Source organism: Halomicrobium sp. IBSBa (assembly GCF_017612575.1).
Lineage (GTDB): Archaea > Halobacteriota > Halobacteria > Halobacteriales > Haloarculaceae > Halomicrobium.
On record NZ_JADPQC010000001.1, the window covers coordinates 1,117,051 to 1,143,330 of the forward strand.

At 66.8% G+C, this 26,280-nt stretch carries 26 protein-coding genes; 9 read left to right on the plus strand and 17 right to left on the minus strand.

Features of this window, described 5'->3' with window-relative positions:
* Positions 1 to 2: 2 nt before the first annotated feature.
* Positions 3 to 1,733 carry a thiamine pyrophosphate-binding protein gene (locus IL252_RS05720; protein ID WP_244256831.1) on the minus strand — a complete coding sequence of 577 codons (1,731 nt, stop codon included), beginning with the start codon at positions 1,731 to 1,733 and terminating at the stop codon, positions 3 to 5.
* A 72-nt stretch (positions 1,734 to 1,805) separates the two neighbouring features.
* Positions 1,806 to 2,783, minus strand: a complete 978-nt coding sequence (locus tag IL252_RS05725; RefSeq protein WP_208627214.1) for a TIGR03557 family F420-dependent LLM class oxidoreductase — start codon at positions 2,781 to 2,783, stop codon at positions 1,806 to 1,808.
* 166 nt (positions 2,784 to 2,949) lie between these two features.
* Here IL252_RS05725 and IL252_RS05730 point away from each other — a divergent pair, with 166 nt between their 5' ends.
* Complete coding sequence (locus tag IL252_RS05730; protein ID WP_153554470.1) at positions 2,950 to 3,714, plus strand: IclR family transcriptional regulator; 765 nt, start codon at positions 2,950 to 2,952, stop codon at positions 3,712 to 3,714.
* 633 nt (positions 3,715 to 4,347) lie between these two features.
* Here the strand turns inward: IL252_RS05730 and IL252_RS05735 are convergent.
* The 6 genes from IL252_RS05735 to IL252_RS05760 all read right to left on the minus strand — a co-directional run bounded on the left by IL252_RS05735 (position 4,348) and on the right by IL252_RS05760 (position 11,281).
* Entirely contained in the window at positions 4,348 to 5,238 is an 891-nt protein-coding gene (locus IL252_RS05735; protein ID WP_244256838.1) for a glycerophosphodiester phosphodiesterase, read from the minus strand.
* A gap of 4 nt (positions 5,239 to 5,242) precedes the next feature.
* Positions 5,243 to 6,382: an ABC transporter ATP-binding protein gene (locus IL252_RS05740; RefSeq protein WP_208627215.1), complete on the minus strand. Its 1,140-nt coding sequence runs from the start codon at positions 6,380 to 6,382 to the stop codon at positions 5,243 to 5,245.
* A gap of 5 nt (positions 6,383 to 6,387) precedes the next feature.
* Positions 6,388 to 7,263, minus strand: coding sequence for a carbohydrate ABC transporter permease (locus tag IL252_RS05745; protein WP_208627216.1), 876 nt, complete (start codon positions 7,261 to 7,263; stop codon positions 6,388 to 6,390).
* A 5-nt stretch (positions 7,264 to 7,268) separates the two neighbouring features.
* On the minus strand, positions 7,269 to 8,162 hold the full coding sequence (locus IL252_RS05750; RefSeq protein ID WP_208627217.1) for a carbohydrate ABC transporter permease: 894 nt from the start codon (positions 8,160 to 8,162) through the stop codon (positions 7,269 to 7,271).
* Between the two features lie 29 nt (positions 8,163 to 8,191).
* The gene (locus IL252_RS05755) at positions 8,192 to 9,595 is read right to left on the minus strand and encodes an ABC transporter substrate-binding protein (protein WP_208627218.1); all 1,404 of its coding nucleotides are present in this window, start codon (positions 9,593 to 9,595) and stop codon (positions 8,192 to 8,194) included.
* 372 nt (positions 9,596 to 9,967) lie between these two features.
* A complete protein-coding gene (locus IL252_RS05760) occupies positions 9,968 to 11,281 on the minus strand; it encodes an MgtC/SapB family protein (protein WP_208627219.1) in 1,314 nt (437 codons plus the stop codon).
* Between the two features lie 527 nt (positions 11,282 to 11,808).
* Here IL252_RS05760 and IL252_RS05765 point away from each other — a divergent pair.
* The 3 genes from IL252_RS05765 (at position 11,809) to IL252_RS05775 (ending at position 14,999) form a co-directional block, all read left to right on the plus strand.
* Entirely contained in the window at positions 11,809 to 13,050 is a 1,242-nt protein-coding gene (locus tag IL252_RS05765; RefSeq protein ID WP_208627220.1) for an AAA family ATPase, read from the plus strand.
* Positions 13,051 to 13,074: 24 nt separating this feature from the next.
* Entirely contained in the window at positions 13,075 to 13,485 is a 411-nt protein-coding gene (locus IL252_RS05770) for an EamA family transporter (RefSeq protein ID WP_153554475.1), read from the plus strand.
* A gap of 626 nt (positions 13,486 to 14,111) precedes the next feature.
* On the plus strand, positions 14,112 to 14,999 hold the full coding sequence (locus tag IL252_RS05775; RefSeq protein WP_208627221.1) for a redoxin domain-containing protein: 888 nt from the start codon (positions 14,112 to 14,114) through the stop codon (positions 14,997 to 14,999).
* Positions 15,000 to 15,008: 9 nt separating this feature from the next.
* On the opposite strand, the gene IL252_RS05780 is transcribed toward IL252_RS05775, so the two are convergent.
* Positions 15,009 to 15,821: an MOSC domain-containing protein gene (locus IL252_RS05780; RefSeq protein ID WP_208627222.1), complete on the minus strand. Its 813-nt coding sequence runs from the start codon at positions 15,819 to 15,821 to the stop codon at positions 15,009 to 15,011.
* Between the two features lie 86 nt (positions 15,822 to 15,907).
* Here IL252_RS05780 and IL252_RS05785 point away from each other — a divergent pair, with 86 nt between their 5' ends.
* Complete coding sequence (locus tag IL252_RS05785; protein ID WP_208627223.1) at positions 15,908 to 16,681, plus strand: hypothetical protein; 774 nt, start codon at positions 15,908 to 15,910, stop codon at positions 16,679 to 16,681.
* Positions 16,682 to 16,728: 47 nt separating this feature from the next.
* Here the strand turns inward: IL252_RS05785 and IL252_RS05790 are convergent, their stop codons facing one another.
* A complete protein-coding gene (locus IL252_RS05790) occupies positions 16,729 to 16,923 on the minus strand; it encodes a cold-shock protein (RefSeq protein ID WP_153554479.1) in 195 nt (64 codons plus the stop codon).
* Positions 16,924 to 17,129: 206 nt separating this feature from the next.
* Between IL252_RS05790 and IL252_RS05795 the strand changes: the two genes are divergently transcribed.
* Positions 17,130 to 17,327 (plus strand): hypothetical protein, encoded by a 198-nt coding sequence (locus tag IL252_RS05795; protein ID WP_012807870.1) that lies wholly within the window; start codon positions 17,130 to 17,132, stop codon positions 17,325 to 17,327.
* On the opposite strand, the gene IL252_RS05800 is transcribed toward IL252_RS05795, so the two are convergent.
* The 4 genes from IL252_RS05800 to IL252_RS05815 all read right to left on the minus strand — a co-directional run bounded on the left by IL252_RS05800 (position 17,284) and on the right by IL252_RS05815 (position 20,978).
* Positions 17,284 to 18,264 (minus strand): 5,10-methylenetetrahydromethanopterin reductase, encoded by a 981-nt coding sequence (locus IL252_RS05800; RefSeq protein ID WP_208627224.1) that lies wholly within the window; start codon positions 18,262 to 18,264, stop codon positions 17,284 to 17,286. The genes IL252_RS05795 and IL252_RS05800 overlap by 44 nt on opposite strands.
* 2 nt (positions 18,265 to 18,266) lie before the next feature.
* Positions 18,267 to 19,019, minus strand: coding sequence for a coenzyme F420-0:L-glutamate ligase (locus tag IL252_RS05805; RefSeq protein WP_208627225.1), 753 nt, complete (start codon positions 19,017 to 19,019; stop codon positions 18,267 to 18,269).
* A 496-nt stretch (positions 19,020 to 19,515) separates the two neighbouring features.
* Positions 19,516 to 20,406 carry a helix-turn-helix transcriptional regulator gene (locus tag IL252_RS05810; protein WP_244256847.1) on the minus strand — a complete coding sequence of 297 codons (891 nt, stop codon included), beginning with the start codon at positions 20,404 to 20,406 and terminating at the stop codon, positions 19,516 to 19,518.
* 83 nt (positions 20,407 to 20,489) lie between these two features.
* Positions 20,490 to 20,978: a metallophosphoesterase family protein gene (locus IL252_RS05815; protein WP_153554485.1), complete on the minus strand. Its 489-nt coding sequence runs from the start codon at positions 20,976 to 20,978 to the stop codon at positions 20,490 to 20,492.
* Positions 20,979 to 21,084: 106 nt separating this feature from the next.
* Here IL252_RS05815 and IL252_RS05820 point away from each other — a divergent pair, with 106 nt between their 5' ends.
* The 3 genes from IL252_RS05820 (at position 21,085) to IL252_RS05830 (ending at position 22,640) form a co-directional block, all read left to right on the plus strand.
* The gene (locus tag IL252_RS05820; protein WP_208627227.1) at positions 21,085 to 21,390 is read left to right on the plus strand and encodes a hypothetical protein; all 306 of its coding nucleotides are present in this window, start codon (positions 21,085 to 21,087) and stop codon (positions 21,388 to 21,390) included.
* A 108-nt stretch (positions 21,391 to 21,498) separates the two neighbouring features.
* Positions 21,499 to 22,044: a nitrous oxide reductase accessory protein NosL gene (locus tag IL252_RS05825; protein WP_208627228.1), complete on the plus strand. Its 546-nt coding sequence runs from the start codon at positions 21,499 to 21,501 to the stop codon at positions 22,042 to 22,044.
* Between the two features lie 65 nt (positions 22,045 to 22,109).
* Positions 22,110 to 22,640 carry a winged helix-turn-helix transcriptional regulator gene (locus tag IL252_RS05830; protein ID WP_208627229.1) on the plus strand — a complete coding sequence of 177 codons (531 nt, stop codon included), beginning with the start codon at positions 22,110 to 22,112 and terminating at the stop codon, positions 22,638 to 22,640.
* A gap of 54 nt (positions 22,641 to 22,694) precedes the next feature.
* Here the strand turns inward: IL252_RS05830 and IL252_RS05835 are convergent, their stop codons facing one another.
* From IL252_RS05835 to IL252_RS05845, 3 genes are read right to left on the minus strand one after another with little or no spacing between them, the layout of a single operon-like run.
* Positions 22,695 to 23,525, minus strand: coding sequence for a hypothetical protein (locus tag IL252_RS05835; protein ID WP_208627230.1), 831 nt, complete (start codon positions 23,523 to 23,525; stop codon positions 22,695 to 22,697).
* Positions 23,522 to 24,241, minus strand: a complete 720-nt coding sequence (locus IL252_RS05840; protein ID WP_208627231.1) for an ABC transporter ATP-binding protein — start codon at positions 24,239 to 24,241, stop codon at positions 23,522 to 23,524. The genes IL252_RS05835 and IL252_RS05840 overlap by 4 nt, the downstream gene beginning before the upstream one ends.
* Entirely contained in the window at positions 24,238 to 26,154 is a 1,917-nt protein-coding gene (locus IL252_RS05845) for a NosD domain-containing protein (RefSeq protein ID WP_208627232.1), read from the minus strand. The genes IL252_RS05840 and IL252_RS05845 overlap by 4 nt, the downstream gene beginning before the upstream one ends.
* Between the last annotated feature and the right edge of the window lie 126 nt (positions 26,155 to 26,280).

The window sequence follows — 26,280 nt, forward strand, 5'->3', positions numbered from 1 at the left end:
GCTTACTCTTCGAGGTCCGCGAGATCCCACTCGCCGGTGACGATCGCGCCGGAGTCGGGGTTGTCGGGCTCGACGACCGCCTCGACCATCGCGGGCCCGTCGTGGGCGACCGCGTCTTCGAGGGCGGCGTCGAGGTTCTCGGGCTTGACGACGCGCTCGGCGTAGTCGAGGTTGAACGAGTCGGCCATCGCCATGTAGTCGACCCCGGCGTCCTCGTCGAACGCCGTGTTGAGGACGCGGTCCCAGCCGTACTTGTCGACCTGGAGGTTCCGGATCGACTTCCAGCCACGGTTGTTGAGGACCAGGTAGGTCACGTCGACGCCGTGTTCGACGGCCGCGGCCACCTCCTGGTTACACATCAGGAAGCTCCCGTCGCCCTCGATGTCGACGACCGGGCTGTCGGGCTTGCCGAGTTTGGCACCGATCGCCGCCGAGACGCCAAAGCCCATCGTCGAGAAGCCGCCACAGGAGACGTTCGTCCGGGGCTCGTACACCGGGAACTCGGGGTTGACCGTCTCCTGGGGCTGGCCGGCACTGGAGACGACGACGCCGTCTCTGGGCAACACCTCGCGCAGCGACGCCAGCACGCGGGAGATGCTCATCGGGACACTGTCGTCGTCCCAGCGCTCCTGGACCATCGCCGCCCACTCGTCCCACAGCTCCTGCATCTCCGCGTAGTAGTCGTTGTCTTCGGTCGAGACCGGCTCCATCCGCTCGCGCAGTTGCTCGGTGAGCTGGCGGGTGACCACCTTCGCGTCGCCCTGGATACCGACTTCGATGGGGTAGTTCTTCCCGATCTCCTGGGGATCGATGTCGACGTGGATCAGCTTGCTCGGCGGGATCTCGAAGCTGACGCCCGCCTCGAACGACGAGGTGTGCATGTCGGTGAACCGACAGCCGACGGCGAGGATCGTGTCGGCGTTGGACGCGAGTTCGTTCCCGGCCGTCGAGCCGATCCACCCCGCGTAGCCGACGAACAGGTCGTGGTCCTCGGGGATGATCCCCTTGGCCTGGAACGTCGGGACGACGGGTGCCTGGAGGTGTTCGGCCAGCGCTTGCACCTCGTCCCAGGCCTCCGCGAGCATCGTCCCGCCGCCGGGAACGATCACCGGCCGGTCGGCCTCGGCCAGCAGCGTCGCCGCCTCCGAGACCGTCTCCGGATCGCCACCGGGGCGACTGTGAGGCCGGTGCTGGGTGGGTTCGGGCAGCGTCACGTCGGCGGCAGCGCCCTGTACGTCCATCGGCACGTCGACGTGAACCGGACCCGGACGGCCGGAGCGGGCGATCTGGAAGGCCCGCCGGAGCACGCGTGGGAGCTGCTCGACGGAGCTGACCTCGAAGCTCTGTTTCGTGACCGGCTCCATGACGCTCGGGAAGTCGCCGGGCTTCTGGCGTTCGATCTCCTGGAGGATCCCCTGGCCGTACTCGTGGGTCTGTGGCGCGCCGGTGAAGACGACCATCGGGATCGAGTCGACGTAGGCCGTCGCGACGCCGGTGACCGTGTTGGTCGCGCCGGGGCCGATCGAGGTGAAGACGGCCAGTGGCTCGCCGGTCACGCGGGCGTACCCGTCTGCGAGGTGAGCGGCACCTTGCTCGTGACGGGGTTGGACGACCGATACGTCGGAGTCGTTGAAGGCGTCGAGCAGGTTCGTGCTCCCGTGGCCGGGAATCCCGACGAGGTACTCGACGCCCTCCTTCTCCAGATACGTGGCGATAATCTCGCCACCGTTCATTCGAGACATCTCGTGCGTACCGACGGAACCCCAATTATTAAACGTACCTCAAAGCGGCCGGCCCGATTACGCTCACAGCGACGGGATGACCTCGTCGCCCATCACCTCGAAGAACCGTTCCGGCTCCGGACTGGTGTTGCCGAGCGCGATCCGGTCGAAGCCCATCTCCGCGTACGCTTCGAGCTGGCCGGCGATCTCGGCCGGGTCGTCGGCGATGAGGAACTTCGCCTCGACCTGTTCGCGCGTGGCCTTCTCCCCCTCGCGCTCGATCGCCTTCGGGTTCGCCAGCGCGCGGTCGAAGACGTCCTGTGTGGTCGCCCACCACGGTCGGGTCGATTCGCGTGCCCGCTCGCGGTCCTCGTCGTAGGACGCGATCACGAGCAGCGTCGTCTCGATCTGGTCGGGGTCTCGGCCGGCGTCTGTCGCGTACCGCCTGATCGCCGGATACATCCGTTCCGTGTACTCCTCGCCGGTCTTGACCGTGATGAACCCGTCCCCGTACTCGCCGGTCAGCGACGCCGTGCTGGGACCGTTGGCCGCGATCTGTACCTCGGGTCGTTCGTCGGGCATCGTGTAGAGGCGGGCGTCGTCGACCTCGTAGTGCTCGCCCTCGTAGCTGTAGAAGCCGTCGTTCTCCCAGAGCCCGTGGACGATCTCCAGCGTCTCTTCGAGGCGGCTGCGCCGGACGTCGTAGTCGGGCCACTCGTGTCCGAGCGGTTTCTCGTTCATCGCCTCGCCGGTCGACAGCCCGAGGACGACCCGCTCGTCGTGCATCGACTGGAGCGTGGCGAAGGCCTGGGCGACCAGCGCGGGGTGGTAGTGTTCGCCTGCCGGCGTCACGCACGTCCCGACCGGGAGGTCGACGCGCTCGATCGCCGCCCCGAGCCACGACCACGCGAACCCCGCCTCTGCGTCCGTGTGAAACCAGGGGTGGAAGTGGTCCGAGGTCCAGATGAAGTCAAAGCCGTTCGCCGCAGCGAGCTCGGAGAATTCCAGTAGCTCCGACGGACTGTACTGCTCCTGGTGGGCCATGTAATCGACTGCGACCATCGTATCCCGGGATTTCGGCGAGAACCGTATAGCCTTTTCCCTGTGAAACAGAGCGTCGTCGTTGTCCCACCTCGCGACGACTCGACGATCCGTTCGGATACCACGAACGGACCAAATTGTTCGCGTCAGCCGAACGACTATATACCACTAGCCTGTACAGCCGAGCATGGCCAGCGAGCACCAGTCCCGAACGGTGGACGCGGTACAGACGAGCCTGGACATCATCGAGTTCCTCCAGTCGGTCGAGAGTGCCGGGATCACGGAGATCGCCGACGCGGTGAACCGATCGAAAGGGACGGTCCACGGACACATGGCGACGCTCGTCGACAACGAGTACGTCGTGAACGACGACGGCACGTACCGGCTGAGCCTCCAGTATCTCGACCTCGCCGAGACGGTCAAAGACCGGCTCCAGATCTACGACGTGGTGCGCAAGGAGCTGGACGATCTGGCAGAGGAGTGTGGAGAGCTCGCACAGTTCGCCACCGAGGAGCACGGAAAGGCGGTGTACATCTACAAGACCGAGGGCGAAGACGCCGTCCAGACCGCGTCGTCGGTCGGCAACCGGGCGCATCTCCACTGTCTCTCGCTGGGCAAGGCGATGCTCGCACGGATGGACGAGAGCCGGGTCGAAGCGATCGTCGACGAGCACGGACTGCCGGCGTTCACCGACGCGACGATCACCACCCGGCCGGAGCTGTTCGACGAACTCGAAGCGATACGCGAGCGCGGCTACGCCTTCGACCGCGAAGAACGCATCGAGGGGCTTCGCTGTGTCGCCGCTCCGATCACGATGAACGACGAAGTGATGGGCGCGATCAGCATCTCCGGGCCGGCCAGTCGCTTCAGCGGACCGCTGTACGAAGACGAACTCCCGAACCTGGTGACGCGGTCGGCCAACGTCATCGAGATCAACGCGCAGTTCTCCTGATACCGTCGGCCCTACGTCTGTACGATAGTGCCGCATCGAGGATCAGACCGGCCAGCCGTCGAGCGGTGGCGAAGGTCGTTCGTCTCTCGCAAACGATTTGCCGTCGCTCAGCGACCGGCGGTCGTCTCAGCGACGCCACACAGAGTCTGTCAGGAATAATCACGGTGTTTCGACAATAGAATAACACGAGTACCGTTGGTACGGGATTGTTTCAGCCCCGTCGATTCGCAGAGAACTCGTCGAGCGCCATCTCGTTTGGGAGTACCGAACGTCCGCGGTGTCGTGACGCCGAGGGCGGTGCCGAGAGATAGCGAGCGTTTCCTCCAGCATTGCACGGCACGATCGTCGAAGCCCCAGATATCGGGCACCGTCTCGGCGCGGCTCGCGATCGGTCGGCTACGAACTCTCGACGCGACGGGCGGGGCAACTGTCGACAGAACGGGACTCTCACGACGTTTTGTTCGATCTTCCCGAACAGCGCCCGACGACTCGACACCGGTTTCGGACGGTGCAGGGCGTTGTAGAACAGGGGACGGCAGACAGTTCGCGGTCGTGGTTCGGACGGTGAGCGACCGTGCGGGGTTCGCGACTCGGGCCGGGGCGTCGTCGTGGCCGTTCAGCCGACCGTCTCGATCACTCCGTCAGGAGGTCCCACCGATCGACGAACAGTCCGTCGACGCCCGCGTCGACGAGTCGTCTGGCGGTCTCCGAGTCGTCGACGGTCCACGTGTTCACCTCGAACCCCTCGGCGTGTGCCCGCTCGACGAAGTCGGTGTCGAGAGCGAGGTCGACGCCGGGGTTGACTGCCACACAGTCCATCTCGTCGGCGAAAGAGAGGCTCCGTTCCGGCGCGTCACTGACGAGGAAGGCGAGTGCCGCGTCGTCGTCGCGCTCGCGAACCTCCCGGAGCGCGTCCGGCGAGAACGACGAGAAGAGAACCTCGTTGTCGCACTCGTCGGCGGCCGTGACGACCTCCTCGGCCATGCCGTCGTGCTTGAGCTCGATGTTGACTGCCGTGTCCGACGGGACCGCCGACAGGAACGCCGAGAGTCGCGGGATAGTCTCCTCGGAGTCGAGGATCGTGAGCTCTCGCAGCTCCGCCCAGTCGGTCGTCGCGACCGATCCCGTCGCGTCGGTCAGCCGGTCGAGCTCGTCGTCGTGGAACACGACGAGTTCCCCGGAGCCACACCGCTGTACGTCGAACTCGATCATGTCGACGTGTGGCGCGGACTGCTCGACGGCGAGGATCGTGTTCTCGGGGTACTGGTCGGCACAGCCGCGGTGACCGATGAGCCGAACGTCGTCCTCCCGAGTGCTCGAACCCGTCTCGGTTCCGGGACCCGAGCCCCCGGTACAGCCCGCGAGGAACGTGGCGAGACCTCCGAGCCCCGACTGGACGAGTCCACGCCGTCCCACCGGGAGCGAGAGCGGGCGAGTCGGACTCGCACCGTCGTGCCAGGCTGCGGTGAGAGAGGCTGCCGGCGCGTCCGCACACGCGACACCGTTCGCGAATGGCTGCCACATCGTGTTACTCCGTGACCACCGCTTCGGACTTCGTCGCTTCGGGAGCCGTCGAGTGATACAGCGCGTCGCCCGATCGGGCGTCGAAGAGGTGGAGACGATCCGGATCGAATCCGACCTCGATCGTCTCGCCCGGCTGGATCTCGCTGCGTGGCTCGACTTTGACGTGGATCTCGTCGTCGCCGAGCTGGCAGTGCAGCAACAACAGTTCGCCGAGCGGTTCCCTGACCGTGGTCTCGACCGTGAACGTCTCCGCGTCGTCGGGCAGGTTCGAGGCCAGCGAGATGTCCTCCGGTCGAACGCCCATCGACACCGAAGAGTCGCTCGCGGCGTCGAGGCCCTCGCCGTCGGGGAGGGGGATGGTGAAGCCGGCGTGGTCGGCGACGTAGTGTCCGTTGCGCTCGTGGACGTCCACGGGGAACACGTTCATCGCCGGCTCGCCGATGAACTCCGCGACGAACCGGTTGGCCGGGAAGTCGTACAGCTCCTGGGGTGGCGCGACCTGCTGTAGTTCGCCCGCGTCGAGGACGGCGACGCGGTCGCCGAGCGTCATCGCCTCGGTCTGGTCGTGGGTCACGTAGACCGTCGAGGAGTCGAGTTCCTCGTGGAGCCTGAGCAGTTCGGCGCGCATCTGGACCCGGAGCTTGGCGTCGAGGTTCGAGAGCGGCTCGTCGAGGAGGAACACCTCCGGCTCGCGGACGATCGCCCGGCCGATGGCGACGCGCTGGCGCTCCCCGCCGGAGAGCTCCTTTGGCTTGCGGTCGAGGAGGTCGTCGATGTCGAGTGTCTCGGCGGCCTCCTCGACGCGCTGGTCGATCTCCTCGGTGGAGAAGTCGCTGACCGACTTCATGCCGAACTTCATGTTCTCGGCGGCGGTCATGTGGGGGTACAGCGCGTAGTTCTGGAACATCATCGCGATGTCCCGATCTTTCGGGGGCACGTCGTTGACGACCTCGTCGTCGATCCGCAGGGTCCCGGCCGTGATGTCTTCGAGCCCCGCAATCATCCGCAGCGTCGTCGACTTACCACACCCCGACGGACCGACCAGGACGAGGAACTCCCCGTCCTTTGCTTCCAGATCGATACCCTTGACTGCGAGTACGTCGTCGTACTGTTTCTCGAGATCTGTGAGTTGTATCCTTGCCATAGTAATCACTTCCGTTGGACAGCGAACGTCTGCAGGAGCGGTCGGTGAAGCACGATCAAGACGACCAGTGGCGGCAGCAGGGCGATGCAGGCACCCGCCATGATCAGGCCCCAGGGCGTCAGTCCGGCCTGTGCCGAACCCTGGAGGTAGCTGATCCCGACCTGAACCACCTGCGAGCTCTTGTCGTTGACCGCGACGAGCGGCCAGAGGAACTGGTTCCACGAGTAGATGTAGGTGATGACACAGACGCCCGCGATCATCCCCTTCGACATCGGGATCAGGACCTTGAACAGGAACTTGGCCGGTCCGATCCCGGTCATCCGGGCCGTCTCGACCAGCGAACTCGGGATCGACATGAAGTGCTGGCGGAACAGGAACACGGCGGTCGCGCTGGCGATGTACGGCCCCGTCAGTGCGAGCATCGTGTTCGTCCACCCCAGGTCCGCCATCAGCTGGAACAGCGGGACGATACGGACCGGCACCGGCAACAGCAGCGTCAGGAGGATGAACATGAACACCGCACGTTCGTAGGGGAGTTCGTAGTAGACCAGCGCCAGCGCCGCCAGCAGCGAGATACCGACCTTGCCGACGACGATGATGATGCTCATCACGAACGAGTTGAGCAGGTACGTGGTGAACTGGTACTCCGAGAGGACCGTCTGGTAGTTCGACAGCCCCTGACTCCCCAGGCCGAGGTTCGTCACCTCGTACACCTCGGAGGTCGTCTGCGTACTCATGATGATCGCGAGCAAGAGCGGGGCCGCCATCGCGACGATCGAGAGGATGATCCCGACGTGCATCGCCAGGTTGTCGGGCAGTCGCTGGCTGATCGTCCGTGATTCCTCGACGGGCGTTGAGTCTGTTTCCGTTGTAGTTGCCATCGTAGTCACCCTCCGTACTGTGCGTGGCCCTCGGTGGCCCTGAGCTGAATGTACATCAGGATCGCCACGAGGACGAACAGGATAACGGACTCGGCAGACGCCAGCCCGTAGTTACTGAACTCGAACGCGTCACGGTACAGCTTGAAGATCAGCAGATTCGTCGCCCCGCTCGGGCCACCGCTGGTCATCAGATCGACCAGCGGGAACGTCGAGAAGAACGAGTAGATCGTGTTCATCACGACGAGGAAGATCAGCGTCGGCGAGATCAGCGGCACGTACACCTTGTACAGCATCTTGAGCCGGCCGACCCCGTCGAGCTGAGCGCTCTCGGTCAGCGTCTCGGGGATGTTGTTGAGCGCGGCGACCATGAAGATGATGTTGTACCCCAGCTGCTTCCAGATGGCGACGATCGCCAGCACGGCGAAGGCCTGTGGCCCGCTGTTGAACCAGTCCAGCGTCCAGGGAGTCAACAGTTCGAGGTAGTGGGTGAAGATCCCGAGGTTCGGGTGGAGCAGGAAGTTCAGCAGGATGGCCGCCACTGCGGGCGGGAGCGCGTACGGCCAGATCGCCGCGACGAGGTACGACGACGAGCCGAGGTCGACGTCGAAGAGCATGTAGCTGATCAACAGCGACAACACCAGCGTCCCGATCACGACGACGCCCGCGAACAGGACAGAGACCACGAAGCTGTTCCGGTAGGTCGACGACGTGGCCAGTTCCACGAAGTTGTTGATGCCCGTCCACCTGAGATCCTGTCCGAGGAACGCCGACTCGTACAGGCTCAGGCGAAACGTCTCCAGTGACGGGTAGTACAGGAACGCGACGAGCACGACGACCGTCGGCAGTAGCAGCGCCGCTGCCTGGAGCTTGGAATCGAATGGTTTCGTCTGTTCTGCCATAGTTGAGCAATAAAAGTTCGCGCTCGCGGTTACTCCTCTCCGCTGTAGTTGCCGGAGTAGCTCGACAGGGTCTCCTGGACTTGGGTGTCCATCTTCGAGAGTCCCTCCTCGACGCCGACGTTCCCGTTGAGGATGCTGACCGAGATCTCCGTGTTGATACTACGCGCTTCCGGGAAGACGCCCATCACCGCACCACGCGTCGCGGGCGAGTCCTTGGTGTCCTGCAACTGATCGAAGGCCGTACGGAAGTCGGGGTTCTCCTCGAACCAGCCGTCGCTCTCGAGTTGGTCGACGGCACTCTGGCTCACCGGGAAGTACCCGCTGTTGCGGTGCCAGCGAGCCTGCTGTTCGGGCTGGACCATATAGGCGATGAACTTGCCGGCGGCCTCTTTCTTCTCGTCGGCGAGGGCGTCGGGCACCCACAGCGAGCCGCCGCCGATGACGACGCCGTTGTTGGCACCGTCCGGTGCGGGCAGGTACGCCGATCCGAGTTCGAAGCCGTTCTCCTCTGCACCGGCCTTCATCGAGACCATGTTCGACGTGGAGTCCCACAGCATCGGGACCTGGCCCGTGAGGAACGCCTGTCGTGCCTCGGACCACGCCTCGATGCCCGGGTTCAGGTACAGGTCGTCGTCGGCCATGCCCTTCCACCACTCGTAGACGTTGCGACCGGCCTCGCTGTTGTAGTAGGTCTTGTCGGCACGGCCGGCACGACCGTTCTCCTTGTTGAGCAGCACCTGGTCTTGCTTCGCGAACTGCTGTTCGATCTGCATCCAGGAGTGGTTCGGCCAGGAGATGCCGGCCTCCATGTCGGTCTGGTCGACGATCGTCTCTGCGGCGCTGCGCACGCCGGAGAGGCTCCGTGGCGGATCCTCCGGATCCAGTCCCGCCTCCTCGAACGCCGTCTTGTTGTACAGCATGATCGTGTTCGAGGAGTTGAACGGCATCGAATTGAGTTCGCCGTCGATGCGGTAGTAGCTCGACACCGACGGGAGGAGATCGTCGAAGTCGACCGCACCGTCGGGGATGACCTGCTCGATCGGCGTGAAGGCCCCGCTGTCGAGACACAGCTGTGTCCCAACCTCGAAGATCTGGGCGATGCCCGGCGGGTCGCCGGCGCGCGAGGCCTGCAGGGACTGGTTGAGGTTCTGGCGGTAGCCGTCTTTGCTAACCGCGTTGACCGTCACGCCGTCGTTCTGCTCGGAGAACTCCTGAGCGAACTGGCTCAGCGTCTCGCCGAGTTCGTCGCCGTGGATGTGCCAGAAGTCGAACGTCAGGTCGCTGCTCCCGCCGCTGTCGCCGGTGGAAGCGCCGTCGCTGCCGCCGTCGCCGCCGTCACCGCCGTCGCCGCCGTCTCCGGAACAGCCCGCGAGTCCGACAATTGTTGCTGCACCGATTCCTCTAACGTAGTCTCTGCGAGTCGGTTTCTTCATCTCCACCCCCAGAGTTGTAGTAATAGAATATAATTCTTTGGTAGGTTTATCATTCATGTTCGATCGTTTAGGTCCCAATCACCCCACTGGCTACCGATTACCGGGCCAGTAGCGGGGGGTCGCGTCGACGATGCGTCCGGGCCGAACCGGGACAGATAGTGTTGAGAGGTTGTCACGAGTCGATCACGTCCGCGAACTCGGGCGACTCGGTGCGACGGCGAACGCCGACGGTGCTGTCATCACCCGAGAGTGGTCGGGGTGGTGGTAAATGAGTTTATAATAGGTGTCCCCAATCTGCGTGGCGATTCCGTCGGGGAACGAACCGATACGTTCGGTTATTGTTGGGTATAGATCGTCCAGAGGGGCGGACCGCTACAGGAACAGGATCACGATGCCGCCGAAGACGACCCCGACGGCGATGAGGACGACGTTCCAGATCATCACCGGCCGAACCAGGTCCCAGTCGATCGTCGCAGCGAAGACGACTTTCACCAGGATGCTCGCCAGCGTCCCGGCGATGACGCCCGCGACCGCGAGGTCGCTGCTGATCTGGTCGGTCGCGACGAGCGTCACTGCCGTGGCCGTCGCGGTGCCACTGGAGATCAGGCCGGCGAGGAACGAAGTGGTGAGGAATCCGTTCGCGCCGAAGGTGGCCTCGGCCCCCGCAGACACCACGAGCACCGCCAGGAACAGGCCACCGAACACCAGCGCGTTCCGCAGGCTGAACGGAGAGGTGAGCTGGGCCTCGAAGTCCTGGTCTAGGTCGCTGACGAACAGCGACAGCCCGATACCGGTGACGGTGATCGCACCGAGGGGAACGCCGACGATGATGGCCGACTCGGGCATGAACGGGACGACGACGAGTGCGTTGCGAAACGCCATCGCGGCGTTGCTGATGAGGATCGCGCCGACCGCGAGGCTGCGCAGCGACGGCTGCTGTTTCGCTCGCTGGGCCATCTCGGCGATCACCGCGGTCGAGTTGACGAGGCCGCCGAAAAAGCCCGTCGCGATGAACCCGCGACCCCGGTAGCGCTTGACCAGCACGTAGTTGACCAGCCCGATCCCGCTGACCGCGATGACGAGCAGCCAGACCGTTCTGGGTTCGATGGCGTTCCACGGACCAAAGGCCTCGTCTGGCAACAGGGGGTAGACGACGAACGCGAGGATCGCGAACTCGGTGGCGCTCTGCATCTCCTCTTTGGACAGGCCCCACGCGAACTCGTGGAGCTCTCGCTTGAGCACGAGCAACAGCGACGAGAGAACGGCGATCGTCACGCTTTCGATGAGAAAGCCCTGGGTGACGAGGATCCCCACGCCGTAGGCGACGAACATCGAGGCCGACGTGGTCAACGAGAGACTGGCTTCGGACGCAGAGCTGAGGAGGCTCTGGACGGCCAGCAGGACGCTCATCGTGATCACGAGCAACGCGCCGGCCACGAGCAAGAGCGGTTCGCCGGTGATCGAGAGGATCGCGCCAAGAAGCGTCAGGAGCGCGAACGTCCGGATCCCGGCGTTCTTCTCAGACCACTCGCGTTCGAGCCCGAGGAACATCCCCAGCAGAACCGCGAGGCCCAGCTGGACGACTTCGGGGCTGATCTGTTCGAAGGCGAAGCTCTGGCCGTCGAGACCGCCGATCTGCAGGACGGACAGCACGGCTCCGGCGGCGTCTGTCAGTGGTTCCAACATGGTCTCTCTCCGCGATCACTCCGGCTTGGAGACGCCCGATCGTCGTTCGACCGTTCGATCCAGAGTGGCGTGTCGGCTTCCGAACGTCGCAAAGAACGCCGTCGGAGCCCCCGGTTTCGGGGGGACCCCGGCAGTAAAGCTGCTCGGCGGCGGTATTTTTGACTCATACACTGCCGCTATCAGTATGGATATATATTAACTTTTGTCTATGTTTGTCTCGGGAGACCAATATACCAGTCACCCGACGCACACGTCCGCCCCGATCGGCAGATCCCGCCACCGGGCCGACGGAGACGGTCGCGACGGCGGTGAGCGACGGCAGCGGGCGGACAGCGAGTCGCGACAGAGACCGAACTACGCATGACAGACCACACGAGACGACAGACAGACGCGAGCAGGGAACAGCCGACGGCTCCGCCCCGGCACCACAGCCGTCGTGGACAGCACCGACAGCGACAACGGTCGCCACCGCGGCCCGCGTCGTCCGGGAGCGACGGCGACCGGCCGCCAAAGCGTGGCAACGACCGATGAACTTCGAAGACCGCATCCAGCGGCGGTATCGCAGTCGGACGGGGACCGAGCGCGTCGTCGACCGGGCGGTGCTGTCGCCGACGACCCACCTGGCGGAGCCGACCGGCCGTGGCCCACTGCTGGAGCTCGTCCTCGACCAGCTCGACCCGATCTTCGCCGGTGAGCTCCCCCAGGACACGTACGTGTGGGGAGAGCGGGGGACGGGCAAGTCCGCCATCCTGGCGGCGCTGGTTCACCACCTCGACAGACACCCGCGCCCGCTGGGCCAGCTGATTCGGACGACCGCAGGGACCCACTCGCCACCGGTCCCCGAACTCGTCTACGTCGATACCCACCGGACCACGAGCGGCTTCGAGTTCTACGCGACAGTGCTCGACCGCCTCACAGACGAGCCGGCACCACAGCGGGGCGTCGGCATCGAGGCGGTCCGAGACGAACTCGACGCGGTGCTGGCGGAGCGACCGGTCGTCCCGATCGTCGATCACCTCACGGCGTCCAGACACGTGACCCCGGAGCGAGTGGCGACGCTGTTCGACCGGCTGGCCGCAGATGTCGGCTGGGTCGGTGTCGGTCGGTCGCCGCCAGCGGCCCTCGAGTGGACGCCGCCGGCCACGATCGAGTTCACGCCGTACGAGACGAGCACGCTGGTCGACGTTCTCATGACCCGCGCCGACGACGCACTCGGCCAGCACGCGCTGGGCCACGAGCACGCCCAGCGTCTCGCCGAGTGGGCCGACGGCGACGCGAACGACGCGCTCGCGGCGCTGTTCGTCGCCGCCGACGCCGCCCTGCGGGCAGAGAGCGAGCAGATCGAGGACGCACACGTCACCACCGGCATCGCGGACGTTCCCACCCAGGCGGTCTCACTGACGCGCGTGTTCGCGCTGTCGGCGGACTGCCAGTCGGTCCTGCGAGAACTCGTCGCGCTCGACCCCGACCGCCATCCGACCGTCGACGCGGCGGCGGCAGCAATCACCGACCGGGACCCGATCGACCTCTCGACGAGGACGGTACGACGATTCCTCCAAGAGCTGGCGACGGACGGCGTGCTCGAACGGACGCGCAGCTCGGGCGGGAACCGGGGAACTCCCCCCGAGCTACTCGAACCGCGCTTCTCCCCGATTCTGTTCAAGCGGCTGTACGACCACACGCGATCGCCCGACGAGACGACCGCGGTGTCCCACTCTGTCAGGTCGATCACCGCGACAGCACCGTCCCGAACAGAGAGTGAGCGTTAAGTAACGGGATTACAACATCCGAGTATGTCTCTCGATTCGACCGGCTACGCCGCTGTCGCGATGGTCTCGTGGGGCCTGTGGGCGGTGTTCGTCGAGCTCGCGATGTCGCGGTCGAGCCACCGTCCGGTCCTGTTGCTCTCGTATGGCTTCGCCGCCGTCCTCGTCGTCGGCTACTCGGCGACGACCGGAGCGGGGTTCGACATCTCGGCGTCGGTGGTGGCGTTGAGCCTCGCTGGCGGCCTGTTTGCCGGCGGTGGGACGCTCGCGTACTATCTCGCACTGGAGCACGGCGGGGTGGGAACGGCGACGACGATCACCGCACTCTACTTCGTCGTCGCGGCCATCATCGGCGTGACGCTGCTCGACGAACCGCTGTCGGCCTCGAAGGTGGTGGGCATCGGACTGGCGGTCGCGAGCGTGGTCCTGATCTCCTGATACTACCGGCTGTACATCTGTGACCGATTTCGCCACCCCGGGGTGGCGAAGCTCTTCACGAAGGTACAGCTGGCAGTATGAGACGGCGTCTCGTCGTCGTTTCGCTGGTCGATCGGACGTCGCCGTGTGGTCGCTCCGGTACAGACCGGTAATACTCCGTATGGACCAGAGTGGGGCAGATATCGCAGTCGAGCGCGCGATTGCACACACTCGACCGGGAAGCCGGCTGTGATGCCGCAGCGACGGATAGAGTGCGTCGAAGAGAGGTTGTCTGAGTGTTGGTTCGCGTCGTTCGGCACAGAATTGGGCGGCATAGATATCGTTCTCTGATTCCGGAAATATATATTGTCTTTTGTACTCGGAGTGGTGTCGATATAGACGTATTTCAGTATATGTTCTTGGACCCCACTATTCGGCAATAGACAGGGCTCAAGCACATTCATCTTTCGAAATTCACGTGCATTCTCTCGGACCATCCAGAGCCGCAAGCGGGCTCGATGACAGCGTGGCGACGGTGAACAACGAATGTATTCACTGTGCCCTGGCAAACTGGTGTAAATGCGAGCGCGGTCGGAAGAAAAACATTCGTAGAATTTAACCTGTTGACGCGAATTAGGTGAAACGATATGGGTGGTCAACAGTTCGTAACGGAGTTCTCGCTGCCGGGGGTCGTCGACGGTGGGATCGAACGGGTGAACGTCGGCTCGTGGATCGGCGATTCGATCGTCGTCCTCGTGTTCTATCCCTCCGACTTCGGGCCGCGGTCCGGACAGAGCGCCGCGCTGTTGCGCGCGGTCGACGAGCTAACGAGCGAGGTCGACGCCAGAGCGGTCGGGATCGCGTCCGACTCGGTGTACAGCCACCGGCGGTTCGCCGCCGAGGCAGACGTGGACGTGCCCCTGGCCAGCGACGCCGACGGGTCGGTCACAGCGGCGTACGGAGTGGCCTCGACCGGCGAGGCCGGCCAGACCGTCGCCGAGCGGTCGCTGTTCGTCGTCGACTATCGCGGTGTCGTCGTCCACGAGTGGGCGGCCTCGGACACCGGCGCGATGCCGGAGTTCGAGCGACTGCGGACGCAACTGCGCTCGATCACGCCCGACGGGTCCGCACGGGGGTGTTACCGCACCGGCTACGCCCGGTACCGCGAGGGGCGGCGCTACCTCTCTAGCGGGCTCGAACACTGCGAGGCTGGCGACTGGGGGCTCGCCGCCTCCGCGTTCGACGAGGCCAGCGAGGAGTTCGGCGACGCGACCAACCGCTTCACCAAGGGGCAGGGACTGGCCGACGGAGACGAGATCCACGAGTACAACAGCCGGGGGCGGGTCGTCGCCACGAAGTACTGGGAGGCCGCCGAGTGGCTGGCCGGTTTCGCCACCGCCGCGAGCAAGGGCAACGTCGAGAGCCGCGAGGAGAACCGCGAGGCTGCCGAGCAGGCCCTACAGGAGGTCCGAGACGTGACCCTCCCCGAACCGGACGCGGCGTCGAAGACCGCCACCGGGAAACACCGCGCGTAGTCGCCCCCGCTACTCGACGATCGACACCTCGTCGCCGACGCGGAGCCGTCCGCCCCGGTCGCGTTCGGGGACCCGCGAGAGCACCATGAGCGTGTAGTAGTGATCGAAGGCGTCGGGGTCCGCCCAGTCGGGGAACGTCGCCTCGCGGCGTTCGACGAATCGCTCGCGGAACTCGGGGGTCGGCTCGCCCGTCTCGGGGTCGCGCTCCGGGACGACACAGCGGCCACACGGCGTCACGCCCTCGAACCGGACGCCGTCTGCCGGCCCCGAATCCGTCTCCGTGTCGCCGGACCCGCGACTGCCGACTGCGAACGCGGGCGCATCCGCGCCGACGAAGCGGTCCTCCCAGAAGGGCGGGACGCCGCTGATCTCGACGTTGGCCCGGAGCCGGCGGCGCGCGCCCTCGACTGTCACGTCGTCGAACCACGAGGCGACCGTCCGCAGCGTCGCCGTCGAGACGATCGAGGGGCCCATGTCGCGTCGGTCGACGTACCCCAGTTCCCGGTCGCGTTCGAGCGTGAACTCGGCGTCGAACACCGACGAGAACCATCGGCTGGCGCGCTCTGGCTCCTCGTCGAGCGCGAACCGCTCGCGCTCCCCGTCGAGTTCGACCGCGAGTTCGGTACGCGCAACGTCGAACTCCGTCTCGACGTCGTGGACCCGGGCGGTCCGCTTGCCGTTGAGCACGTCGCCCGCCTCGTCGAACAGCGCGAACTCCCGGTCGTGTCTGAGAGTGCCCCCCGGCGTCACGGTCGCCTCCTTTCGGGTGACACCGTCGAGTCCCTTCACCGGATAGACGGTGAGGCGCTGGATCTGTGCCATGAGTGTGTGGTCGGCGACGATCCCCTTGTACGCTTTGTCCCGGCGTGGCAGTCAGCTTTTTGTGAGACTCCACACATCACCCGGCCATGGCACAGACGACAGCCGACACGCCCGAGTGGGGGATCGGTGGACTCGCCACACAGGCAAACACCGCGTTCGCGGCGGGCGCGGTCGTCGTCCCGCTGGCGGCGCTGGCGGCCGCGCTGGCGAGCAACGACGTGCGGGCGTTGACCTACGTCCACGTGATGGCCGGCGTCCTCTGGACGGGCATCGACATGTTCATGGGTGCGGTGTTGGGTCCGGTCGTCGGCAGTCTCGACCCGAAACAGCGGGCGGACTTCTTCGGGCGGTTCACCCCGAAGATGACGTTTCTGATGCCGGCGCTGGCGGTCGTGACGATCACTGGCGGGATCGTGCTGGCCCTGCAGGTCACGGCCTTCGCCTACGCCGACCAGTGGCTCGCGGTGTTTACCGCCATCAACACGGTGCCGATCGTCCTCCTGTTGGCCTATCAGTTCGACGCACTCGGCGACTGGCGGGCCCTCGCCGTCCTCGGGGTCGCGGTCGTCGGTTCGGGTGCGTACCTCGCGACGACGCTGCCGGGAACGTCGCTGGTCGCGATGGTCACGACGACCTCGCCGTGGCTGCTCGCGGCGCTTGGCATCGTCACGATCCTCGGCCTCCAGGGCTTCGGGGTCATTCTACCCGGCGAGATCCGGATTTACCGACAGATCGCGTCCGAGGAGCCCGACACCGAACTCGTCGGCGAGATCGGCATGCGAAACGCGAAGCTCGGCGGCGTCCAGGGCGTGTTGCAGCTCTCGATCGTCTTCGTGATGGTCGGGCTGCGATATCTCTGATCGGCGTGAGTCCGTAAAAATCGGTGTCGCTACAGAACGGCGGCCGCTCAGTTGCGGACGACGTTGGTCGCGCGGGGGCCTTTGTCGGCCTGTTCGATGTCGAATTCGACGTCAGTACCTTCTTCGAGGTCAGGGCCGCCCACGTCTTCCATGTGGAAGAAAACGTCGTCGTCCGCGTCCTCAGTCTCGATGAATCCGTAGCCGCCTGTGTCGTTGAAGAAATCAACCGTACCGTTTGCCATTACGAATATAGAGAGGGGCGGGGGAGGGATAACGCTTGCGAGAGTCGTGGTACCACGACCGTCGGCGTGCGAGATCGACGAGTCGCTTCCCAGACGCGTCCAGAAGCGACCGTCCCGCGAGCGGACCGTAGCCCAACGTGCGTACAGAGAGACGATACAGACCGCGAGCCGGCAGTGTAAAGTACATCCCGACGAAACGGCGGCGTATGCAAGCGACAGTCGGCGAACTCGTCTCCAACCTCGTGACACACTTCACGAACGATCCGCTCGCACTGCTGATGGCGCTGGCCGGCGCGGCGTTCGTCGGCGGCGCGTCGCTGTTTTTCGGCTATCTGACACTCGGCGCGGTGGCAGATTTCATCACGCCAGACGTGTCGAACGAGCCGCCGAGCCGAGCAAACTGATGGCCGTCTCCAGCTCCGGACCCAGCGGGGACGCGAAGACGACGCTGTCGGCGTAGTCGAGCAAGGCGTCGGTTCGCTCGGCCACCGTCTCGGGCGTGCCCGCGATGCAGAACGCGTCGATCATCGCTTCGCTGACGGCGTCGCCGGCCGCCCGGAACTCGCCGGCCGCGATCGCGTCGCCGACTTCTCGTGCTCGCTCGGCGTCGAGCCCGTGGCGTTCGAACACCGGTGGCGGGGAGCCGGCGGCGATGAAGGCGACGGGGATCCGCGCGGCCTCCCGAGCGGCCGAGCCGTCCTCGGCGACGGAGACGCTGGCGTAGGCCGCCAGGTCGAACTCGCCGCGCGTGTCGGGCCGGTCGGCCGCTCCCTTGGCCACTTGCTCGCTGGCCCATTCGAGATCTCGGGGGTGTGCGCCGTTGTACAGCGCGCCGTCGGCGTGCTTGGCCGCCATCCGGGTCATGTGTGGTCCCTGGGCACCGACGTACACCGGGATCTCGCCCACGTCGTAGTTCAGGCCGGCGTCGTGGGCCTGGAAGGTCCCGTCGTGGTCGACGCGCTCGCCGTCCCACAGTCGCTGTGCCACCTTGAACGTCTCCAGGACCCGACGGAGCGGCCGGTCGTGGTCGAAACCGAGGTTCGACAGCGTCGCCTCGTCGCCGGGACCGACGCCGAACAGCGCCCGGCCGCCGCTCACCTCAGAGAGCGTCGCGACCCGCGAGGCGAGGGTCACCGGGTGGGTCTCGTAGGGGTTCGCGATGCCGGGACCGACCAGGAGTTCGTCGGTCGCCTGTGCCATCGAGGACAGCGCCACGAACTGGTCGCGGTTGTTGTAGTGGTGGCTGGCGAGGACGGCGTCGAAGCCCTCCTGTTCGGCCTCGACGGCGAGTTCGGTCAACGTCTCGACTGGCTGTTCGGGGGTGAGTTCGATTGCGTACATAGCTAGTAGTTCCACTCTCTGAGCGCCTGGCGTACGAAGTCGGTCTCGGGGTCGCGAAACAGTTCGTCGCTGCCGGCGTGCTCGCCGAAGGTGAACTCACGGACGACGGCGACCGGCGTCCCGCCCGCGCCTTCGCCGGTGACGAGGTTGGCGGCCCCGGCGAGTTCGTCGACAACTGACTGGACGGTGACGCCCAGTTCCCGGCCGTCGCGGTCGTGTTCGCCCCGCCAGTCTCGGGAGGCGGGGATGCCGGCCCAGCCGAGTGCCACGCCGCGCTGGCCGTGGCGAAACGGCCGGCCCGAGGTGTCGGTGACGACGACGGCCGGGTCCGCTTCGAGTCCGGCACGGAGCCGTTCGGCGCTGGCAGTCGGGTCTTCCGGCAGGAGCAACAGGTCAGCGTCGGGGACGTTCGAGCGGTCGATGCCGGCGTTGACCGTCGTGTGGCCGAACCGCGTCACGGCCAGCAGGAACGGCGCTTCGAGGACGAGTTCCTCGCTCGCTTCGAGGACGGCCTGGGCGAAGCGTGGATCCTTCTGCTCGTCGGTCTCGTCGGCGATCCGCTCGGCGATGTCGCGTGCCCGGTCGCCCGCCGGGAACGCTGTCAGGTCTGCCTGCCGGCCCTCGGCCTTCGAGACGACCGTGCTGGCGACACAGACCACGTCGTCGTCACCGATATCCGTGTTGGCGTCGATCAGCGCTGCCAGGTCGTCACCGGGCCGGATCTCGGGCAGCCCGTCGACCGCGAAGACCTCCATACACTGTCTGTGTGGGGAACCGGAAAAAGCACCGCGATAGGGGACGACTCTGCCAACGTCGGCAATCGTTGCCGCTGTCGGATCGAAGCGCTACCGGGTCGTGCCGGAGACGAATCTCGTCCGGCGACGCGGGCTCGTCGCGGGCCGGCGTGGACGGGCGGCCCTGGCGAGGAGCGCGACGATCAGGACTACCAGTGTGAGGGCGATGCCGGTCAGCGGGGCCGTCGCAATCGCAATGAGAGCGGCCATGACGGCCAGATAACCGAGGAGACCGGCAGCTGTCAGTGACTGTCCGGGATCGGGGCGTCGTTCGTACGGTGAGTGAGACTCCATTGTATCTAGATGGAGGGGCGACACCGACATAATAGTAATCAGAATGATATTTCTGTAACGGCGATTACTGAAAATCTCTACACTGACACGTGTCCACAGACGCCAGTCGACGCGGAGCTCGTCGTTGTGGACCGATGAGTGCCGTCCCGGACGTGGCCCGCAGTCACCCGTCCCGCTCGACGGCGACCACGTCGAGGCTCTCGTCGACGACGAGGGTGAGCGTCGCGTCCCCGGCGGTGTACGTCATCGACGCGCGCACGGGATCGCGCTCGCGGAACCGCGACTGCTCCCGTCCGACGGCGTTGAACGCCCAGAACGGGCGTTCACGAACGTCGATCCCGTGCTCGTGGAAGAAGCCGCCGACGACGGGGTGGTTCAACAGCGCGCCACCCAGATCCGACGTGATCTCGGAGCCACAGCGCCCGCAGTCGTAGCGGGCCATCGGCAGTTCCTCGAACGTCGTCGGGAGGTCGTCGCGAGCGGCACGCGTCTCGGTGACCGGCACCACGGTCGCCGTGATCGGTCCCTCGCAGTGCCAACAAAAGCCCTCGCCGACGTGTGCGAGTATCGTCCGGAAGTAGCGGCTCGCGACCGCGGGGATCTCCGAGCGCTCGTGGTCGGCGAACACGCCCGGCGGGACGCCAGAGGTCGAGGTGCTCGGACAGTCCCCGCACTCGATGCGGACGGTCTCGTCCTCGTAGTACAGCGTCCGCTCGCCGCCACAGGCCCGACAGGGCGCTGCGAGCGAGATCGGCTCGATCGACCCCTCCATGGTGTAGGCTCCGACCTGGATCGCGCCGACGATCTGCTCGCCGGCCAGCGTCAGCGTGTAGCCGTCGTCGGTCTGTCTGACGAACCGGTCTCTGAGCTTGTCGAGGTGGTAGTTGAACTGTCCGGAGTCGGCCATCCCCACCTCCTCGCGCAGGTCCGAGAACGTCGCGGATCGGTCGTCCGCGTCCCACAGCGCGAGCAGAATGTCGACACGTGTCCCATCAGAGAGCGCACCGAACACCGTCTCCGGGTCGGCGGTCTCGACCAGTCCGGGCTCGCTCATGTCCAGGAGATTGAGGGGCACCGTCATAGGCGTGGTGGGGCCAGTGGGCCGACACCGCCACACCAGCGCCGTTCGAGAGAGGGTCAGCGTTCGTGTCGACGGACAGTGAGGTCGCCGTCCGTCGCGGTGGCGGTCAGCATCGTCGCCCGGGTGGCCGGCGACGCCGCCGTCGCAGAGCCCGGATTCAGCAGGCGAACGCCCCCGCGAGTCGTGTCCAACAGCTCGTGTGTGTGGCCCGAGATCCCCACGGCGTCGGTCCCGCCGTGTTCGCGGACGAGGCGAGCGACGCGGTCCTCGTACCCGCGTTTCGAGCCGGTGCCGTGCGTGACGACGAACGAGACGCCACCGAGTTCGACCGTCGCGACCTCCGGCAGCCCGACGGCCGGGTCGGTGTTGCCACGGACGGCCGTCAGCGTGTCCGCGAGGTCCTGTACGTCGGCGACCGTGCTCTCGGCGTCGAAGTCGCCCGCGTGGACGACGTGGTCTGCCGCGCGTATTCGCTCGCGGAACGGGTCGGGAATCCGCCTGGCGCGGGACGGGATGTGCGTGTCGCTGACGATTGCGATCTCCATACGCGGGCTTGTCGGCGAGCGGCCGAAAAGCCAGTGGTCGCCGGCCCGACGCCCGACCGCGGTCGAAAGCGATACACCGACGACGTGCGAACGACCACCACGAGAGATGGTCTCTGCCGTCGGCCCGTGGCTCGACACCGGCGAGGCAGCGGTGCTGTTCGCCGCCCTCGCACTGGCGACACTGGGGACGATCGCGCTCTTTCTGGTGGCGTGTGCGGCCGCCTGGCGGCGTCGAACGACGACGTACCTGCTGGTGACGGCCGCGATCGGACTGCTGGTATTGCGGTCGATCGTCGGCTTCGGGACGGCGCTGGGCGCGGTGGCGATGCCGGCCCACCACATCGTCGAACACACCTTCGACTTCCTCATCGCGCTGTTCGTGCTGGGGGCCGCCTACGCAGTGGGCGAGTGAGACGCGTTGGCCGTCGCGGACCAGGATCGCATCCGCCGTCGTCGTGGCTGGCGAGCGTTTCGAGGGACGCACCACGAGCGACTTGGTGGGCAGGCGCGTACGGTGAGTATGGACGCGACCCTATCACGACGCGAGCTGCTCGGCGCGACGGCGCTGGGACTGCTCGCCGGCTGCCAGCGCCAGACGACGCCAGAGCCAGTGACACTGGACGGAACGGAGAGTTGCGACCAGTGTGGCATGGTGATCGGGCAGCAGTCGGGACCGGTCGGCGAGACGTACTACGAGGACAACAGCCCGGCGGGCCACGATCCGCCGGCTCGGTTCTGTAGCACGGTCTGTACCTACCGCCACCGCTTCCAGACCGAACAGCGTGGGTGGACGCCGGCCGTCACGTATCTGACCGACTACAGCAGCGTCGACAGCGATGTCCGCGAGACGGACGGCACCGCCGTCCTCACCCAGCACCTCGACGCGTCGGCCTTCGCGCCGACGAGCGACCTGACCGTCGTCGTCGGGGCCGACGTGGAAGGCGCGATGGGGCCGGCGCTGGTCCCGTTCGGCGAGGCCGACGACGCCACCGCGTTCGCCGAGGAACACGGCGGCCAGACGGTCGCCGCGACGGACCTCTCCAGGGAGGCAGTCGAGCGGGAGTGATCCCACGAACTGAGAACCGACGACAGGCAATTTATGGGCCGAGGCGTACGACGGGACGACACCGAATGTCGACAGTCAGAGAGCAGGTGCGCGAGTCCGTCTCCGCGAACCCCGGGATCCACTTCAACGAACTGACCCGCCGCCTCGACATCGCGACGGGGCAGGCCCAGTATCACCTCCGGAAGCTCGTCCGGGCCGGCGACATCGACGCCGAGGAGGTCCGGGGTCGAACGCACTACTTCGACCGGGAGTACGATCCCTGGGAACGGCGCGCGATCGCGCTGGTCCGCCGGGAGACGACGCGATCGATCGTCGGACACCTGCTGGAAGACGGCCCGCTGGCGTCGGTCGAACTGGTCGACCGCCTCGACGTGGCCCGCAGCACCGTCTCCTGGCACGTCGAGTCGCTGATCGAGGCCGGCGTCGCCGAGAAGTCCTACGGCCAGCGCGGCCAGGCGGTCGTCGCTCTGACGCGGCCGGCCGAGACCCGACGGCTGTTACAGACCGTCGAGCCCTCGCTGGCCGACCGGCTGGTCGATCGGTTCAGCCGACTCGTCGACGACAGCCTCGGTCGGAACGGACATAGTAACAATTGAAACGATTCACACACCGATCGCACTGCCATCGTGCGATCGGGTGTGCATTGATTTTCAATGGCTACTATAGCGAAACCCCGCCCACAGCGCCGCCAGCGAGAGGCCACTGGCCCACCAGCACAGCGACGTGACGAGGGCGAGCCCGGTCGGGACGAAGCCGGAACGGCCCTCGAAAGCCACCGAGAGGACGTGTTCGAACACCAGCCCGCGGTACGCGCCCGAGGGCGTCAGGGCGAGGACGGTCCCGAGCGCGGACTCGTCGAGGAGACCGCCGCCGAGGGCGGTGAGGACGGTCACGTCGGTGCCGGCGACGACGAAGAGGAGTCCGAACAGGCCAAGCAAGATCGCCCGGCGGCGGGAGTTGGCGACCGCCGACAGCGCGAGCGCGACGGCGAGCGTGACCAGCCCCAGCAGCGCCGTCAGCGCGACGAAGCGGACGTACAGCGCCACCGAGTCGACGCCGCGGTGGGTCGCCAGCACCGTCGTCTCCGGACCCGCGGTCGTCGCGACGTGGGCTCCGAGAGCCAACAGCGGGACGACGACCACCGCGAGCAGCGCGACCGCTCGACCCGCGTACACGCCCGCGACGTAGGTCCACGGCGAGAGCGGGTAGGTTTCCAGCACCGCCGGCTCGCCGCGGGCCGTCGCGTCGGCGAGGGCGCGATAGCCGATCGCGAAGGCGGCGGCGGGGACGAGCAGTTCGACGACGACCAGCAGGTCGACGACCGTCGTCACGTACCCACCCGAAGGGCCGCCGCCAGCGCGGGCGACGCCGAACGCGAGCGCGGCGACGACGGCCCCGAGGACGAACACGACCCGCGTCCGAACCAGTCCCCGGACCTCGCGGGCGAAGACGGTCCAGAAGCGATCGAGCGGGCGGGTCACGACTCGCCACCCCTGCCGACCGCGGCCGTCGGCTCCGACAGCAGGTCGACAAACGTCTCGTGGAGCGGGCCGCCGGTCCGTTCACACAGCGCGGCCGGCGACCCCCTCGTCGCGACGCCACCAGCTTCGACGACGACGACGTGGTCTGCCGTCCGCTCGACCAGCGAGAGCGCGTGCGAGGTGAGCAACACGGCCCGCCCGTCCGCCGCCAGCGAGTCGACCACGCCGAAGATCCGATCGCTCACGGCCGGATCGAGTCCGCTGGCGGGTTCGTCGAGCGCGAGGATCGGCGGATCGCCGGCGAGTGCCTGTGCGATCCCGAGCAGTCGCGTCATGCCACCGGAGAGCGCCGAGACCCGTCGGTCCGGGACGGTGTCGAGTCCGACGCGTTCGAGCAACCGGTCCGGGTCGTCCTCGACCAGCGCGGCGTAGAACGCGATCGTCTCCCTGACCGTGTCGTCGGGCCGGAACGTCGGGCGCTGCGGGAGATAGCCCACCTGTCGGCGGGCGTCGGACTCGGCGTAGTCGACGGTGCCCGCGTCGGCCTGTTCGATCCCCAGCAACACCTCCAGCAGCGTCGTCTTCCCGGAGCCGTTCGGGCCGATCAGCGCCGTCACGCTGTCGGTGGGCACGTCGATTGACACGCCGTCGAGAGCCGTCACGTCACCGTAGCTGCGACGGAGGTCCGTCGCCGTGAGCGCAACGTCGTCGGTCACGGCGAGACACCCCCGTCGGTCGTCTCGTTGGTCGCCGTCGCCAGGAGTCTCGGGTTGGCCGGCTCGGTCAGGGGAGCCGTGTCGACGATACTGGCCGACCTGAATCCGGGCGTCGTCCCCCGGAGAGAACGAAGCGCGTGGACGCTGGGTGCCTCGCCCAGCACCACCGCGGCGTCGCGCCGGTGGAGCCGTCGATCGACCGCGTCCGTCGGCGAGTAGGGGCGCGACAGCGTCCGACCGCCCCCGTCGAGGTCGTACGCGCCGCTCCAGTAGTTGCCACGACCGTCGTGCGTGTAGATGCGCATGGGACCGGGCCTGCTCGTGGCGTGGCGATCGTTGGCCACGAAGTCGTTCTCGACGACCCGGTTCGACGGGACGATCGTCGCCGCGATCACGCCGACCCCGTTGTCGGCGAGGACGTTGTGCTCGTACAGCGAACGACCGGCGTTCGTCGAGAGCCCCCGCTCGGTGCCGACGACGACGTTGTGGCCGACGTAGCTACCCGAACCCGCGGTGAGGATGCCGCTTCTGGCACGGCGAACGTCGTTGCCGACGATCGCGTTGCCCGAGGGGTCCGTCATGACGACGATCCCCGCGTGGCGCTGGTCGCGCGCCCGGTTGTCGGCGACCAGTGTGTCGGAGGTGTACATCAGGTGCGTACCGAAGCGGTTGCGTCGGAACGTGTTGTTCCGGAGTACGGTCCCGTCGGCCCGGTGTAAGTAGACGCCGTCGCGCCCGTCGGTAAACGTCGAGTGCTGGACGACGATCGGCTCGTCCATTCCGACGACGCCCATGAACCCGTCGCGCCAGTCGTCGGTCCCGTCGACGGTGACGTTCTCGACGACCGCGCCGGGCGTCCCGACGAGGACGAACCCGCTGGCCGGCGTCTCGACGGAGACGTTCGCGACGAAGAGCCCGGAGACGTTCCTCGCCGCGAGGGCGGCGTCGCTCTGTCCGTATCCCTGGCGGACCGGCGCGTCCCACGACGAGTCGTCGTCCGTCGATTCGCCGACGGTCGCGTTCCCGACGCCGACGATCTCGAAACCGACGACGCCGACCCGATCGGCGGTCACCCGGAGGACCGTCCCGTCGCCGCCGCCGTCGAGTCGGGTGCCCTCGCCCCGCAGCGTCACCGGCTTGTCGACGGTGACGTTGCCGACGGTGGTCGCCGTCGGGACCCTGATCGTCGTGTTCGGCGGCGCGCGGTCGATCGCGGCCCGTACCGTCGCCACGTCGCGGCCGACGACGACCGAGACCGGACGATCGCGGTGCTCGCGGGCGGCCCCGACCCGCTCGTCGGCTCGCGACGCTCGCTGCTCGACCTGTGCCCGGACCGCCCCAGCGGGGTCGTCGGTCGGCGGCTCCCGAGCGCGGACCGTCCCCCAGTCGACGACGCGGCCGCCACAGTCATCGGTGAAGGCCTCGGCGTCCGCGCGGTCCTCGAAGGGGACGATCACCGGCCCGGCGGGGCTGCGTGCGTCGCTGTCGACGACGTAGTGGGCGGTCTCGGCCGGCGTCCACGCCGGGGTGGCCGACGCCGAGAGCGAGCCACCGGCCGAGCAGTCCACCGAGACGCCGCCGTAGTCGGAGACGTACACCGCGAGAGGGTAGCCGAACTGACTCGCGCGGGCGGGCGCGTCCAGCGCACTCACCAGCCGGTCGACGCCGGAGTAGCCGACCACGTACCGGAACTGCGAGTAGAAGACTTCAGCGCGGGGGACGGAGGCCCCCTCCGCACGCGCGATCTGTTCGGCTTCCATCGTGAGGCCGACGCCGACCGTCTCGTCGTACGCGACCGGCTCGGGGCGGGCACTGCCGGCGTCGGCGGTGAACGCAGCGGTCACGACGACGGCGGCGACCGCGACGAGGGTGATCGCGAGCCACTGCCAGCCAGTCGTCTCGGAACTGCCCATGAACTAGTCGCGGATACGATCCCCAACCCCAAACGTCGTGTGGTGTGCCCGTCGAAACAGGCGAGCGCCCAGAGATCGACCAGTGGCCGGCAGTATCAGTGGCGGCAGGGCGACGGTGTGGCGGGC

What these genes read in the sequence shown, in the direction of transcription:
- IL252_RS05720 (WP_244256831.1), bottom strand. Translation starts at nt 1,733, where the DNA reads ATGAACGGTGGCGAGATTATCGCCACGTATCTGGAGAAGGAGGGCGTC.
- IL252_RS05725 (WP_208627214.1), bottom strand. Translation starts at nt 2,783, where the DNA reads ATGGTCGCAGTCGATTACATGGCCCACCAGGAGCAGTACAGTCCGTCG.
- IL252_RS05730 (WP_153554470.1), top strand. Translation starts at nt 2,950, where the DNA reads ATGGCCAGCGAGCACCAGTCCCGAACGGTGGACGCGGTACAGACGAGC.
- IL252_RS05735 (WP_244256838.1), bottom strand. Translation starts at nt 5,238, where the DNA reads ATGTGGCAGCCATTCGCGAACGGTGTCGCGTGTGCGGACGCGCCGGCA.
- IL252_RS05740 (WP_208627215.1), bottom strand. Translation starts at nt 6,382, where the DNA reads ATGGCAAGGATACAACTCACAGATCTCGAGAAACAGTACGACGACGTA.
- IL252_RS05745 (WP_208627216.1), bottom strand. Translation starts at nt 7,263, where the DNA reads ATGGCAACTACAACGGAAACAGACTCAACGCCCGTCGAGGAATCACGG.
- IL252_RS05750 (WP_208627217.1), bottom strand. Translation starts at nt 8,162, where the DNA reads ATGGCAGAACAGACGAAACCATTCGATTCCAAGCTCCAGGCAGCGGCG.
- IL252_RS05755 (WP_208627218.1), bottom strand. Translation starts at nt 9,595, where the DNA reads ATGAAGAAACCGACTCGCAGAGACTACGTTAGAGGAATCGGTGCAGCA.
- IL252_RS05760 (WP_208627219.1), bottom strand. Translation starts at nt 11,281, where the DNA reads ATGTTGGAACCACTGACAGACGCCGCCGGAGCCGTGCTGTCCGTCCTG.
- IL252_RS05765 (WP_208627220.1), top strand. Translation starts at nt 11,809, where the DNA reads ATGAACTTCGAAGACCGCATCCAGCGGCGGTATCGCAGTCGGACGGGG.
- IL252_RS05770 (WP_153554475.1), top strand. Translation starts at nt 13,075, where the DNA reads ATGTCTCTCGATTCGACCGGCTACGCCGCTGTCGCGATGGTCTCGTGG.
- IL252_RS05775 (WP_208627221.1), top strand. Translation starts at nt 14,112, where the DNA reads ATGGGTGGTCAACAGTTCGTAACGGAGTTCTCGCTGCCGGGGGTCGTC.
- IL252_RS05780 (WP_208627222.1), bottom strand. Translation starts at nt 15,821, where the DNA reads ATGGCACAGATCCAGCGCCTCACCGTCTATCCGGTGAAGGGACTCGAC.
- IL252_RS05785 (WP_208627223.1), top strand. Translation starts at nt 15,908, where the DNA reads ATGGCACAGACGACAGCCGACACGCCCGAGTGGGGGATCGGTGGACTC.
- IL252_RS05790 (WP_153554479.1), bottom strand. Translation starts at nt 16,923, where the DNA reads ATGGCAAACGGTACGGTTGATTTCTTCAACGACACAGGCGGCTACGGA.
- IL252_RS05795 (WP_012807870.1), top strand. Translation starts at nt 17,130, where the DNA reads ATGCAAGCGACAGTCGGCGAACTCGTCTCCAACCTCGTGACACACTTC.
- IL252_RS05800 (WP_208627224.1), bottom strand. Translation starts at nt 18,264, where the DNA reads ATGTACGCAATCGAACTCACCCCCGAACAGCCAGTCGAGACGTTGACC.
- IL252_RS05805 (WP_208627225.1), bottom strand. Translation starts at nt 19,019, where the DNA reads ATGGAGGTCTTCGCGGTCGACGGGCTGCCCGAGATCCGGCCCGGTGAC.
- IL252_RS05810 (WP_244256847.1), bottom strand. Translation starts at nt 20,406, where the DNA reads ATGAGCGAGCCCGGACTGGTCGAGACCGCCGACCCGGAGACGGTGTTC.
- IL252_RS05815 (WP_153554485.1), bottom strand. Translation starts at nt 20,978, where the DNA reads ATGGAGATCGCAATCGTCAGCGACACGCACATCCCGTCCCGCGCCAGG.
- IL252_RS05820 (WP_208627227.1), top strand. Translation starts at nt 21,085, where the DNA reads ATGGTCTCTGCCGTCGGCCCGTGGCTCGACACCGGCGAGGCAGCGGTG.
- IL252_RS05825 (WP_208627228.1), top strand. Translation starts at nt 21,499, where the DNA reads ATGGACGCGACCCTATCACGACGCGAGCTGCTCGGCGCGACGGCGCTG.
- IL252_RS05830 (WP_208627229.1), top strand. Translation starts at nt 22,110, where the DNA reads ATGTCGACAGTCAGAGAGCAGGTGCGCGAGTCCGTCTCCGCGAACCCC.
- IL252_RS05845 (WP_208627232.1), bottom strand. Translation starts at nt 26,154, where the DNA reads ATGGGCAGTTCCGAGACGACTGGCTGGCAGTGGCTCGCGATCACCCTC.